14 protein-coding genes are annotated in these 12784 nt (G+C 71.1%); 9 read left to right on the top strand and 5 right to left on the bottom strand.

The features are described from left to right. The first annotated feature begins 38 nt into the window (after nt 1-38). A complete protein-coding gene (gene serC, locus BLT23_RS30660) occupies nt 39-1166 on the top strand; it encodes a phosphoserine transaminase (protein WP_090055279.1) in 1128 nt (375 codons plus the stop codon). 70 nt (nt 1167-1236) lie between these two features. Here serC and BLT23_RS30655 read toward each other — a convergent pair whose 3' ends face one another. From BLT23_RS30655 to BLT23_RS30640, 4 genes are read right to left on the bottom strand one after another with little or no spacing between them, the layout of a single operon-like run. Next, complete coding sequence (locus tag BLT23_RS30655) at nt 1237-2349, bottom strand: ABC transporter permease (protein ID WP_090055484.1); 1113 nt, start codon at nt 2347-2349, stop codon at nt 1237-1239. A 29-nt stretch (nt 2350-2378) separates the two neighbouring features. Then, nucleotides 2379-3029 carry an ABC transporter ATP-binding protein gene (locus BLT23_RS30650; protein WP_245744352.1) on the bottom strand — a complete coding sequence of 217 codons (651 nt, stop codon included), beginning with the start codon at nt 3027-3029 and terminating at the stop codon, nt 2379-2381. Beyond that, on the bottom strand, nt 3026-4078 hold the full coding sequence (locus BLT23_RS30645; RefSeq protein WP_090055277.1) for a peptidoglycan-binding domain-containing protein: 1053 nt from the start codon (nt 4076-4078) through the stop codon (nt 3026-3028). Before BLT23_RS30645 ends, BLT23_RS30650 begins: the two co-directional genes overlap by 4 nt. Beyond that, entirely contained in the window at nt 4075-4554 is a 480-nt protein-coding gene (locus BLT23_RS30640) for a hypothetical protein (RefSeq protein ID WP_090055274.1), read from the bottom strand. Before BLT23_RS30640 ends, BLT23_RS30645 begins: the two co-directional genes overlap by 4 nt. An 88-nt stretch (nt 4555-4642) precedes the next feature. On the opposite strand from BLT23_RS30640, the gene BLT23_RS30635 reads away from it, so the two are divergent. The 6 genes from BLT23_RS30635 to BLT23_RS30610 all read left to right on the top strand — a co-directional run bounded on the left by BLT23_RS30635 (nt 4643) and on the right by BLT23_RS30610 (nt 8798). Next, nucleotides 4643-5302, top strand: a complete 660-nt coding sequence (locus BLT23_RS30635; protein WP_090055272.1) for a response regulator transcription factor — start codon at nt 4643-4645, stop codon at nt 5300-5302. Next, entirely contained in the window at nt 5299-6456 is a 1158-nt protein-coding gene (locus BLT23_RS30630) for a sensor histidine kinase (protein ID WP_090055269.1), read from the top strand. The genes BLT23_RS30635 and BLT23_RS30630 overlap by 4 nt, the downstream gene beginning before the upstream one ends. Before the next feature lie 101 nt (nt 6457-6557). Beyond that, entirely contained in the window at nt 6558-7499 is a 942-nt protein-coding gene (gene sepH / locus BLT23_RS30625) for a septation protein SepH (protein WP_090055266.1), read from the top strand. 16 nt (nt 7500-7515) lie between these two features. Continuing rightward, on the top strand, nt 7516-7890 hold the full coding sequence (locus tag BLT23_RS30620) for a hypothetical protein (RefSeq protein WP_143036097.1): 375 nt from the start codon (nt 7516-7518) through the stop codon (nt 7888-7890). Between the two features lie 36 nt (nt 7891-7926). Next, on the top strand, nt 7927-8379 hold the full coding sequence (locus tag BLT23_RS30615) for a hypothetical protein (protein WP_143036096.1): 453 nt from the start codon (nt 7927-7929) through the stop codon (nt 8377-8379). Beyond that, nucleotides 8376-8798 carry a hypothetical protein gene (locus BLT23_RS30610; RefSeq protein ID WP_143036095.1) on the top strand — a complete coding sequence of 141 codons (423 nt, stop codon included), beginning with the start codon at nt 8376-8378 and terminating at the stop codon, nt 8796-8798. The genes BLT23_RS30615 and BLT23_RS30610 overlap by 4 nt, the downstream gene beginning before the upstream one ends. A 3-nt stretch (nt 8799-8801) precedes the next feature. On the opposite strand, the gene BLT23_RS30605 is transcribed toward BLT23_RS30610, so the two are convergent. Further along, on the bottom strand, nt 8802-9026 hold the full coding sequence (locus BLT23_RS30605; RefSeq protein WP_245744350.1) for a hypothetical protein: 225 nt from the start codon (nt 9024-9026) through the stop codon (nt 8802-8804). Nucleotides 9027-9181: 155 nt separating this feature from the next. Between BLT23_RS30605 and BLT23_RS30600 the strand changes: the two genes are divergently transcribed. Together BLT23_RS30600 and BLT23_RS30595 are read left to right on the top strand one after the other, a co-directional pair. Further along, nucleotides 9182-10936 carry an ABC transporter ATP-binding protein gene (locus BLT23_RS30600; protein ID WP_245744348.1) on the top strand — a complete coding sequence of 585 codons (1755 nt, stop codon included), beginning with the start codon at nt 9182-9184 and terminating at the stop codon, nt 10934-10936. After that, nucleotides 10933-12780, top strand: coding sequence for an ABC transporter ATP-binding protein (locus BLT23_RS30595; RefSeq protein WP_090055253.1), 1848 nt, complete (start codon nt 10933-10935; stop codon nt 12778-12780). The genes BLT23_RS30600 and BLT23_RS30595 overlap by 4 nt, the downstream gene beginning before the upstream one ends. Nucleotides 12781-12784 lie beyond the last annotated feature (4 nt).

Here is a 12784-nt window from a genome sequence, read left to right as displayed (position 1 = left end):
CCGTTCAGCACAGTCCACCGCCCCGGAGGCGTGACCACATGACCCAGACCGCCGATCCGACCTCGTTGGTGCTTCCCGCCGAGCTCAAGCCGTCCGACGGCCGCTTCGGCTGTGGACCGTCCAAGGTGCGTCCCGAGGCCGTGCAGGCCCTCGCGTTCGAGGGTGCCGCGCTGCTCGGCACGTCTCACCGGCAGAAGCCCGTCAAGAACCTCGTCGGCCGCGTCCGGTCCGGACTGCGCGAGCTGTTCGGGCTGCCCGACGGGTACGAGGTCGTGCTCGGCAACGGTGGCACCACGGCGTTCTGGGACGCGGCGTCGTTCGGGCTGGTCCGCGAGACCGCGCAGCACTTCACCAACGGCGAGTTCTCGTCCAAGTTCGCCAAGGTGACGCAGACCGCGCCGTTCCTGAAGGACTCGCTGGTCACCAAGGCCGAGCCGGGCACGGCGCCCGAGCTGTTCTACGCCGAGGGAGCCGACCTGGTCGGCTGGGCGCAGAACGAGACCTCGACCGGTGTGGCCATGCCGGTCCTGCGGCCGGAGGGCTCGGGTGACGCGCTGATCGCGATCGACGCCACGTCCGGCGCCGGTGGCCTGCCGGTCAAGGCCGAGGACTTCGACGTCTACTACTTCGCGCCGCAGAAGTCGTTCGCCTCGGACGGCGGCCTGTGGCTCGCGCTGATGTCGCCGAAGGCGCTGGAGCGCGTCGAGGAGCTCAAGGACCGCTGGGTGCCGGAGTTCCTGTCGCTGCCGACGGCGCTCGACAACTCCACCAAGGACCAGACGTACAACACGCCGTCGGTCGCCACGCTGTTCCTGCTGGCGCACCAGATCGACTGGATCAACGGCAACGGCGGCCTCGACTGGGCCGTCGCGCGCACCAAGGACTCCAGCGACCGGCTGTACAGCTGGGCCGAGAAGACCGCGTACACCTCGCCGTACGTCGAGAAGGCCCAGGACCGGTCGCAGGTCGTCGGCACGATCGACTTCTCCGACGACGTGGACGCCGCGACCGTCGCGAAGGTGTTGCGCGCCAACGGCATCGTGGACGTCGAGCCGTACCGCAAGCTCGGCAAGAACCAGCTGCGGGTCGCGATGTTCCCGGCCATCGAGCCGGACGACGTCACGATCCTCACGCAGGCCGTCGACTGGGTAGTCGGCCAGCTCTGACCAACCGCACGCGGGGGCCTTTCGTACTATGTGACAGTACGAAGGGCCCCCGCGTGCGTTGCGGGGCGGGTCAGGCGAGGGCGTCGGTGGGCGACTGGCGTGCCGCCCGCACCGCCGGGTAGACGCCGGCGATGGCGCCGATGACGACGGCCGAGCCCACTCCCCCGAGCAGGGCAGGCCAGGGCAGTGCCGCAGGCCACCGCTGGCTGATCGAGTACCCCGCGGTGACCGCGATCCCCACGACCACGCCGACCAGCCCGCCGAGCCCGGACAACAGCACCGACTCGGTGAGGAACTGCCACCTGACTTGCCGCCGGGTCGCCCCGAGCGCCCTGCGCAGGCCGATCTCGCGGCGGCGTTCCAGCACCGAGATCACCATCGTGTTCGCCACGCCGACGCCGCCCACCAGCAACGCGACCCCGCCAAGGCCGAGGAACAACGCGTTGTAGGAGTTCTCCGCCAACTGCTGAGCCTCCAGCGCCTCCGACGGCCTGGACACCCTGACCTCGTTGGACCGCTGCGGGTTCAACGTCGGCCCGAGCAGCTCGCGGACGTTGTCGACCTGGTCCTCGCTCGTGCGCACGTAGACGGTGCTCGCGTTGCCGGTGAAGCCGAACACCTCCTTCGCCGCCTCCCAGCCGACCAGCACCGACCTGTCGATCTCCGGAGACAGCGGCAACGGCCCGAGAACGCCGACGACCGTGAACCACTGGCCGTCGATCCACACCTGCACACCGGGCTTGCCGACACCGAGCCGCGCCGCGGCGGTGCCCCCGAGCACCACCGTCCGCTCGCCCGGCGTGAGCCACCGGCCGGCGCGGACCTCGGCGTTCAGCACCTTCAGCAGGTCCTGCTCCGCAGCCTGCACCTGCAACCCGAGCGTGTCGCTCTCCGGCACGAGGTCGTTCTTGCGCACCTTCGCGGACAGCTGCCCGGTGGCGCTGGCCGCCGACACGGCCCCGATCCGCTTGGCCATCGGCACGGCCGTCTCCGGCAGCTTCGCGTCGGCGCCGAAGAAGTCCTGGCCGGGCGCGGCGGTGAGCAGGTTGGTGCCCAGCCTGGACATCTTGTCCCGCAACGCCGCCGCGCTCGACGCCGGGATGCCGACGACCGCGACCACCGCGGCGATGCCGATCGCGATGCCCAGCGCGGAGAGGACGGCGCGGACGGGGCGGGTCCGCATGCCGAAGAACCCGAGGCGGAGGAGGTCGATCACAGGATCACCCCGTCGCGGACCTCGACGCGGCGCGGGGCCCAGGCCGCGATGTCGCGGTCGTGCGTGATCATCACGACCGTCGTGCCGTCGGCGTTGAGGCTCTCCAGCAGTTCCAGCACCCCGGCGCCGGTGCGCGTGTCCAGGTTCCCGGTCGGCTCGTCGGCCAGCAGGATGCCGGGCGTGTTCACGACGGCCCGTGCGATCGCGACGCGCTGGCGTTCGCCGCCGGAGAGCTCGTGCGGCTTGTGCAGTGCGCGGTGCAGCAGGCCCACTCTGTCCAAAGCGGACATCGCCATCGCCCGCCGTTTCGAGCGCGGGACTCCGGCGTAGACGAGGCCGGAGGCGACGTTCTCGATCGCGGACAGGCCGTCGGTGAGGAAGAACTGCTGGAACACGAAGCCGATGGTGCGGGCTCGCAGCGCGGACAAGGCGTTGTCGGACAACGAGGACACGTCGTGACCGTCGATCTCGACGGTGCCGCTGGTCGGCTTGTCGAGGGTGCCCATCAGGTGCAGCAGCGTCGACTTCCCCGAGCCGGACGGGCCCACGATGGCCAGCATCTCGCCGCTTCGCACGGACAGGGACACGTCGCGCAGCGCCTGCACGCCGCCGGGGTAGGTGCGGCTCGCGTGGTCGACGGTGATCACTCGGTGGTCACCACCTTCATGCCCTCGCGCAGACCGTCCCCCCGCACCTCGACCTTGCCCTTGGCGAAGATGCCGACGGTGACCGGGACCGTCTTGCCGTCCTCGGTGACGACGCCGTAGCCGCCCTCGTCCAACGCGAGCAGGGCGCCGACGGGGACCGCGAGGACGTTCGGCTTCATCGCCACGGTGAAGAGCGCGGTGACGCTCGCGGTGTCGAGGCCCTCGGCGGCGCTGACGTCGTCGACGGAGATGGTGAGGACGATCTTCGGTTTCTGGCCCTGGTTCTCGTCGCCGGGCTTGCGGGTGACGGTGGTGATGGTGCCGGTGGTGGTCTTGCCGCCGCTGATGGACAGCTCGACCTTCTCGCCCTGCTTCGCGAGGCGCTGCTTGGACTGCTCCAGCTCGACGGTGACGGCGCGCTCGGTGCCGGTCACCTTCATCAGGTCGCCGGTGGCGGGGGCGCCGAGCTGGGCGGTCAGCGACGACACGCGGACGGCGCCGGGCTGGACGACGACGTCGCCGGGGCTGAGCTTGCCGGTCTGCTCCAGGCCGTTGGCCTTCTGCCACTTCTTCAGCGCGGTGGCCGTGTAGTAGGTGAACTTCTCGTCGGGTTCGCCGAAGTCCTCGAACCCCAGCGCGGCGAGGTTCTCCTCGACCACCCTCACGTCGGGTCCGTTGGTCATGCCGGACTCCAGCTCGCGGTAGAGCGGCAGCCCGCCGTGGAACAGTGGCACCGGCTTGGCGTCCGCCCAGTACACCGGTTGCCCGCGGTCGACGACGGCGCCGGTGGCGGGCAGTCCGGTGACGGTGCCGCCCTTGCGGCCGGTGAGGACGCGTTCCGCGCCGTAGGCGAGCTGGCCGGTGACCGACTGCTGGTCGGCCAGGTTCGTCCTGGTCACCTGCGCGGTCTTGGCCGGGGCGTTCCGCAGCGGGGCGGCGGCGGCCTGGTCGGCCGCGAGCCTGGTGAGGACGACGACCGAACCGGTGCCGAGCACGACGGCGGCGACGAGGGCCGCGACCAGGACCTTCCTGTTCCCGCGCCTGGTCATCCGGTGGACCCGCTCACCATCATGCCCTCGCCGAGGCCGCAGTCCTTCATGTCCTGCTTGACCTTCTCGTCGGCGAGGTCGGGCAGCTCGATCGGCTCGCCGGCACCGCCGCCGTCGAAGTTCGGGTCGGGCCAGTTGTAGCCCTTGTCCCGCATGCACTTCGCCTGCTCGCGCATCTTGTCCTGCTCCTCCGGTGACGGAGGCTTGAACTCGCCGCCGTTGGGCAGGTGCTGCTTGCAGGCTTCGTGGGCGGCCTCCACCTTCTCGCCGTCGGCGTCGCCGCCGGGGACGGCGAGCGCGATGTCCTCGCCGCCGCTGCCGGGGTCGGGCATGTCGATGCCGTTCTCCCGCATGCACTGGGCGAACTTGACCATGTCCGCCGTGTCGTCCTGCTTCTGCTCGTTCCCCGCGGGCTGGTTGCCGCAGGCCGTCAGGGCCAGCAGCAGTGCCGCGACGAGCGCGGTGGTCTTCTTCACGGTGACAGGTCTACGGAGGCGGTCATTCGGGGCCGTTAAGCGAAAGTGCTTATCCGCTGCTTATCCCCCGCTCGCGGACAATGACGTCATGCGTGTGCTGGTGGTCGAGGACGAACAGCTGCTCGCGGACACCATCGCCGAGGGGCTGCGCCGGTACTCGATGGCGGTGGACGTCTGCTACGACGGCGAGGCGGCGCTGGAACGCGTCGGGGTGCACGCCTACGACGTGGTGGTGCTCGACCGCGACCTGCCGCGGGTGCACGGCGACGAGGTGTGCGGGGCGGTGCACGCGTCCGGAGGCGAGGCGCGGGTGCTGATGCTGACGGCGGCGGCCGGGATCGACGACCGCGTCGAAGGGCTCGGGCTCGGCGCCGACGACTACCTGACCAAGCCGTTCGCGTTCGCGGAGCTGGTGGCGCGGGTGCAGGCGCTGGGACGCCGGGCGCGGCCCGCGCTGCCGCCGGTGCTCGAACGCGCGGGCGTGACGCTGGACGTGCCCCGGCACCAGGCGGCGCGCGACGGGCGGTTCCTGCCGCTGTCGCCGAAGGAGTTCGCGGTGCTGGAGGTGCTGATGCGGGCGGAGGGCAACGTCGTGAGCGCGGAGGAGCTGCTGGAGAAGGCGTGGGACGAGCACGCCGACCCGTTCACCAACGCCGTGCGGGTGGCGGTGATGACGCTGCGCCGCAAGCTGGGGGCGCCGCAGGTCATCCGGACCGTGCCCGGCGCCGGCTACCGGTTCGGCTCGTGACGCTGCGGACCAGGCTGACGGCCTGGTACGCCGGGGTGTTCCTGATCGCGGGCATCGCGCTGGTCGCGCTCAACTACTTCCTGCTCGCCGAGTGGGCACCGTTGCAGGGCGGGATGGCGGCCGTCTCCGCCACGGAGCCGGCGATGCGGCTGCCGGGCTTCGAGGTCCTCCAGACCTCGGAGGGGATCGCCGCCGCGGAGCTGCCGGCCAACACGCTCGTGTACACGGCGGAGCAGGTCAAGACGGACACGATGGAGACGGTCCTGTGGCAGTCGGTCATCGCGCTGCTGGTGGCCGCGGTGCTCGCCGTCTGGCTCGGCTGGGTCGTGGCGGGACGGGTGCTGGCACCACTGCACTCGATCACCACGACGGCACACCGGCTGGAGGCGGAGCGGCTGGACGAGCGGATCGAGCTGGACGGGCCGCCGGACGAGCTCAAGCAGCTCGCGGACACCTTCGACGGGATGCTCGACCGGCTCGCGTCGTCGTTCGACAGCCAGAAGCGGTTCGTCGCGAACGCCTCGCACGAGCTGCGCACGCCGCTGGCCGTGCAGCGGACGCTGATCGAGGTGGCGCTGGCCGCGCCGGACGCCTCCGCGGAGATGCGCCGTCTCGGAGCGCACCTGCTCGACACGAACGAGCGGAGCGAGAAGCTCATCGACGGGCTGCTGGTGCTTGCTCGCAGTGACCGCGGTCTGACGTCACGTGAGCTCGTCTGGCTGGACGAGGTCGTGGACGACGAAGTGGAGGCGTGCGCCGCACTCGCTTCGGAGAAGAAAGTCACGTTTATCGTCCGCACTCGCACGTATCTGGTTGAGGGCGATCGCGTCTTGATAGCGCAGCTCGTCGGCAACCTGCTTCGCAACGCCGTCCTCTACAACCACCCCGGCGGCACGGTGTTGATCACCCTTGATCGACAACTCACCGTCACCAACACCGGCCCCACCGTGCCTGCCCAGGCAGTACCCGGGTTGTTCGAGCCCTTTCGGCGTCTCCAGGACCGCACGGGCACCGCCGGATCTGGCCTCGGGCTGTCGATCGCGCGGTCCGTGGCGAAGGCCCACGACGGCTCGGTGACGGCTCGTCCGAACGGGGGAGGCGGGCTCGTGGTCGAGGTGAGCCTGCCGGAATCAGGCGTGCGGCAACCCTCGTGAACTGGCAAGATCACGTAGAGATATCGGCGAGTCTCCCACTCGTGGGCGCCTCGTTGTCCTAACGTTGTCTGCTGGCGAGGTGCGAATTCAGGGAGGCCACGATGCGAGCGCTGCGAGTCATCGGGCTCGACGAGGACGGCAAGTCCGTCATCCTCGAGGACCCCGAAAACCGCGGCGAGCGCTTCACGCTCCCCGCTGACGAGCGCCTGCGGGCGGCCCTGCGCGGTGACCTCGCGCGCCTCGGCCAGATGCAGATCGAGTCCGGCGAGGCCCAGATGCGGCCCCGCGAGATCCAGCAGCGCATCCGCGCGGGCGAGTCCATCGAGCAGGTCGCGGCCGCCGCGGGCATGCCGACGCACCGCATCGAGCGCTTCGCCTACCCGGTCCTGCTGGAGCGGTCGCGCACGGCCGAGCTGGCCCAGCGCGCGCACCCGGTCCGCGAGGACGGCCCCGATGTGCAGACGCTCGGTGAGGTCGTCGCGCACTCGTTCGGCCTGCGCGGGCACGACCTGTCCGAGACCAGCTGGGACTCGTGGCGCGGTGACGACGGCCGCTGGATCGTGCAGCTGCACTGGACGACCGGACGCTCGGACAACCGCGCGCACTGGGCCTTCCACCCGGGTGCGCAGGGCGGCACGGTCACGGCGCTCGACGATGTCGCGGTCGACCTGATGGACCCGAACCCGAACCGGACGCTCCGCACGGTGCGGCCGGTGACGCAGCTCGCGCGGCAGGCCCTGGAGGCGGCTCCGGTGCTGCCGGCGCCGGTCGCCGAGGAGCCCGCACCGGTTCCGGCACCCGTGCCGGTTCCCGCGCAGGCCCAGGCACCGGTGCCCGCCCCGGTCGTGGCGGAGAAGCCGGTCCAGGAGACGTCGCAGGAGCAGGAGCCCGCGCCGGTCACCCCCGCGCAGGTGAAGAAGGAGCAGGAGCCCGCGGCGGAGAAGCCGGTCCGCAAGGACCCGCCGCCGAAGCGCGGGAAGAAGAACCACCCGATCGTGCCGTCGTGGGAGGACGTCCTCCTCGGCGTCCGCTCGAACCGCTGAGCGAGGCGTTGACGCGGTGGGACGACGTGTCGCGCTGGCGGCCGGGGTGGGAGCGCTCCTCGGGCTGGCCTGGTGGGGGATGTTCGAGCTGATCGCGTCGGGGAAGGTCTGCACGTTCGACGACTGGGGCTGTCTGAGCACCTTCGTGACGTCCGTGCCGATCTTCGCCGTCGTGGCGGCGGTCGCGGGCGGGTTCGTGCTGCACCGGCGTCGTGAGCCGCGGGCGTGGCTGGTGGCCGTGCCCGCGACCCTGATGGCCGTGGTGGCGATGGTGTTCCTGCTCGCGGTGCCGTGGACGGGGTTCGCGGTGTTCGCCGCGCTGTACGCGCTGCTGGCGTTCATGTCCGCGCCACGTGAAGGTTCTGTGGAGGGTTCGCGCGGACGGGCCTGACCGCGTCCGGGACCAGGTAGTCCTGGATGCGTGGTGGTGCGCACTGTGGTGGGGGCGGGTGCCGGGTTCGCCGCCGGCTGGGGTTTCTTGCTGACGGTCAACGGGTTCTCGTCGTACTGCGTCCCCGGTGCGGGCCGCACGGGGTGCGGCGAGCCCTTGGCCATGTTCGGGCTGGGACTCCTGGTGTCGCTGGTCGTCGCGGGTGTGCTGGTCGCGGCGGGCTTCCGCGTCGCACGGCAGCGGCGCGGGTGGACCGTCGTCGGGATCGGCACCTCTCTGTGGCTCGTCCTGCTCGTGACCGTCGTGCTGGTCCGGCTCTTCGTGCCGATGGACCTCTACCAGGACGAGGTCCACCGCCTGATGACGAGCGCCTGCCTGGTCACGGCGTGCGTCTCCTACGCCTTGGCCGCGTTGTGCACCGGTTCGCGCCCCAGCGGGCGGCGGGACCTTGGCCCGCGGCGTGGCCGCTGGTTACCGTGGCAGGCGTGACCGAACAGAGCACAGCGGGGAAGACGGGCAGGACCGGGCGACGACTGCTGTTCCGGGTCGTCCTGTCGATGGCCGTCGGGGCGGGGCTCGTGCTCGGGTGGACGTGGGCGTACGAGTCGGGCTTCCTCAAGACGTGGCTCGACAGCACGACGATGTCGGAGTTCCTGCTGCTCGTGCTGATCGGGCTGCCGCTCGCGCTGGTGTCGTCGCTGGTGCTCGCCGGGCCGGTCCTGTGGGTGTTCGGGGTGCGGCCGGTGTGGCCGGTCATCCTGCTCGGGCCGGTCGTGCTCGGGATCGGGCTCTACCTCGAGGTGCACGAGCCGGCGCTGGCGTGGTTCACCAACCGGCACCACGCCGAGGCGCTGCTCGCGGCCGTCGCCTACGGGCTCGTCGCGCTGGTCACGTTCAAGCGGTCATAGCGCTCAGGAGGGCGTGGGGACCTCGTCGAGCAGGTTCAGGTCCCAGCCCTCGCTCTCGCACCAGTCCTCGGCCTCCTCACGGGAGACGGGCTTGGCGTGCCGCGGCCGCGGGCCGGGCAGGTGGTCCCAGCCGTCGGGGGCCAGCACGTAGTGCGCGCCCTCCCTGACCGCGATCAGCCGTCCGTGTGGAAACGCCATCGTCTGCTCGGTGCGCAGATATCGCGTCATACCGGTCATCGTGCTCTTGACCTCGACCTATGTCGAGCCGGGACGCTCGTGGGCGGAGAAAACCGGATGCCGATGGCGGGTCACCTTCGTAGTTTGGAGGTGACCTGGAGGGGGCTCGTCGCGTGAGCGATCAACGTAACTCGACAATCAGGACCTTGCGGAGGCTGTGGCCGTACGTGCGGCCGCACCGCGCACGGATGGCTGTCGTGCTGGCGGCGACGATGCTCGCGATGTTGTGCGGCCTCGGCATCCCGCTGCTCACGCAGCGCATCGTCGACGGTCCGATCCAGAACGGCGACACCGCGACGCTGTGGTGGCTGGTCCTGGGCGTGCTGGTGCTCGGGCTCGCCGAGGCCGGGCTGTTCTACGTCCGGCGCAAGGTCGTGGCCCGCCCGGCGGCCCAGGTCGAGGCGCGCATGCGGTTCGACCTGTACCAGCGGTTGCAGCGGCTGCCCGTCTCGTTCCACGACCGGTGGCAGTCCGGCCAGCTGCTGTCCCGCGCCACCAACGACCTCACGACGGTGCGCCGGTTCGTCGCGTTCGCGATCATCTTCCTGGTGGTGAACAGCCTGGTCGTCCTGATCGGGCTGGGCATCATCGCGGCGCTCTCGCCGTGGCTGCTGGTCGTGGCGCTGTGCGGTGCGCTGCCGTTGATCGTCATCTCGTTCTTCTTCGAGTCGAGGTTCAAGGTCGTCGCGCGCAAGGCCCAGGACCAGTCCGGCGACCTGACGACGACGGTCGAGGAGTCGGTGCTCGGCATCCGGGTGCTCAAGGCGTTCGGGCGCGGGCCGGAGCTGTCGAAGCGGTTCCTCGCCCAGGCCCGCGAGCTGCGCAGGACGGAGCTGCACAAGGTCTCGATCCTGGCGGCGCTGTGGTCGGTGCTGATCGTGCTGCCCGAGCTGTCGATCGCGGGCATGCTCGGCGTCGGCGCGGCCGGCATCGTGAACGGGTCGATGACGGTCGGCACGCTGGTCGCGGCGGTCGCGGTGAGCGCCTACCTGCGCTGGCCCATCGACTCCATCGGCTGGCTGCTGGCCGAGACGAACCAGACCGCCTCCGCGCTGGAGCGGTACTGGGAGGTCGTCGACGAACCGGTGACGGTCACCGGTCCCGCCACGCCCGCCGCACTGCCCTCGCCGGTGCGCGGGCACGTGCGGTTCGAGGGCGTGCGGTTCGCGTTCGAGGACGGCCGCGAGGTGCTCAAGGGCGTCGACCTCGACCTGCGTCCCGGCGAGACGGTGGCGCTGGTCGGCGCGACCGGGTCCGGCAAGACGACGCTGACGGCGCTGGTGCCGCGGCTCGCCGACGCGACGGGCGGCCGGATCACGATCGACGGCGTCGACGTGCGGGACCTCTCGCTGGAGGACCTGCGCACGGTCGTCGGCACGGCGTTCGAGGAGCCGGTGCTGTTCTCCGCCTCGGTGACGGAGAACGTGGCGCTGGGCGCGCCGGACGTCGGCGAGGACCGGGTGCGCGAGGCGCTGCGGGTGGCGAAGGCCGAGGAGTTCGTGGACGCGCTGCCGTGGGGTCTCGCGACGCGCATCGGCGAGCAGGGCCTGTCGCTGTCCGGCGGTCAGCGGCAACGGCTGGCGCTCGCCCGCGCGGTCGTCGGCAAACCCTCGGTGCTCGTGCTGGACGACCCGCTGTCGGCGCTGGACGTGCACACCGAGGCCGAGGTGGAGGCGGCGCTGCGCCGGGTGCTGCGCGGCGTCACGGCACTGGTCGTGGCCCACCGGCCGTCGACCGTGCAGCTGGCCGACCGCGTCGCGATGCTGTCCGACGGGCGGATCACCGCGTTCGGCACGCACCGGGAACTGTTGGAGCACAACGAGGAGTACCGGCGTCTGCTGTCCAGTTCGGACCATGACGGCCAGGTGCGCGACCAGGTGGAAGAGGAGGTGGCGTCGTGAGCTCGGCAACCGAGCCCCGGCCCGTGGCCGGGGAGGAGGAGTGGCGCGGCGTCGCCGCCGAGGAGATCGAGGAGCTGTCGCACCAGACGGGTCTGCGGTTGCAGGCCCGCTCGCGCAAGCTGCTCGGGTCGCTGCTGCGCCCGCGCGTCGGCAGGGCGTCGCTCGCGGTCGCCGCGGTGGTCGGCGGCAACCTCGCGACCCTCGCGGGCCCGCTGCTGATCGCCGCCGCGATCGACAGGGGCATCCCGGCCGCGCTCGACGGCAGCGCTTCGGTGCTGGCGTGGTGCGTCGCCGGCTACACCGTCTGCGCCGTGCTGACGACGTTCCTGCGCTGGGCGTTCCTGCGCGTCTCCGGCCGGGTGGGCCAGGACCTGCTGCTCGACCTGCGCGGACGGATCTTCCGGCACTCGCAGCGGCTGTCGGTGGGCTTCCACGAGTCCTACACGTCCGGCAAGGTCATCTCGCGGCTGACGAGCGACGTCGACGCGTTGCAGGACCTGCTGGAGGAGGGCCTCGACAGCCTGTTCAACGCGGTGCTGTCGGTGGTGGGCATCGCCGTCATCCTGATCTGGCTCGACGCCCCGCTGGCGTCGGTCGTGGTGGCGGGCTTCCTCCCCGCGTACCTGATCTGGCGGTGGTTCAAGCGCCGCTCGATGGACGCCTACCGGGACACCCGCGGCTCGATCGCGAAGATCATCGTGCAGTTCGTCGAGTCGATGAACGGCATCCGCGCGGTGCAGGCGTTCCGCCGCGAGCCCCGCAACGAGCAGATCATGACCGGCTTCAACAGCCAGTTCCGCGACGCGAACACCCGCGCGCTCGGCGTGATGGCCACGTTCGTCGCGACGATCCGCGTGATCGGCAACGTGTCGCTGGCGATCGTCCTCGCCTGGGGCGCCTACCGCGTCACGAACGGCTCGCTGGAGCTGGGCGTGCTGGCGGCCTTCACGCTGTACCTGCGCCGCTTCTACGACCCGTTCGACGAGCTGGCGATGTTCGCGAACTCGTACTCGTCGGCCACCGCGGCCCTGGAGAAGATCTCCGGCGTGCTGGAGGAGAAGCCGTCGGTGCCCGAACCGGAGAAGCCGGTGGCGCTGCCGCACGCGCGGGGCGCGATCCGGTTCTCCGGCGTCGAGTTCCGCTACCCCGGGACGTCCCGGCTGGTGCTGCCGGCCTTCTCACTCGACGTGCCCGCCGGCCAGACCGTGGCGCTGGTCGGCGCGACCGGTGCGGGCAAGACGACGCTGGCCAAGCTCGTGGCGCGGTTCTACGACGCGTCGTCGGGCTCGGTGCAGCTCGACGGCGTGGACGTGCGGTCGCTCGCGGACGAGGACCTGCGCCGGGCCGTGGTGATGGTGACGCAGGAGAACTTCCTGTTCTCCGGTTCGGTCGCGGACAACATCGCCCTCGGGCGTCCGTCGGCCACCCGTGCCGAGGTCGAGGCGGCCGCGGCGGAGGTCGGTGCGCACGAGTTCATCGCGGCGCTGCCGGACGGGTACGACACGGACGTCCGCAAGAGGGGCGGCCGTCTGTCGGCAGGACAGCGCCAGATGGTGGCATTCGCGCGCGCGTTCCTCGCAGACCCCGCCGTGCTGGTCCTCGATGAGGCAACATCGTCCTTGGACGTGCCCACCGAACGCGCCGTGCAGGCAGCGCTGGAGACAGTGCTCGCCGACCGGACGGCGTTCATCATCGCCCACCGGCTGTCGACGGTCCTGATCGCGGACCGCGTCCTGGTGCTCGATGGTGGCATTGTGGTGGAGGACGGCTCCCCCGCGGAGCTGATCGGTGAGCGGGGCCGGTTCGCCGCCCTGCACACGGCCTGGCGCGACTCGCTCGCGTAGGGCC

Source organism: Lentzea fradiae, from assembly GCF_900100955.1.
In the GTDB taxonomy this organism is placed as follows: domain Bacteria; phylum Actinomycetota; class Actinomycetes; order Mycobacteriales; family Pseudonocardiaceae; genus Lentzea; species Lentzea fradiae.
The sequence above is the reverse complement of the archived record's forward strand: the minus strand, read 5'-3'. Positions and strand labels throughout refer to the sequence as shown.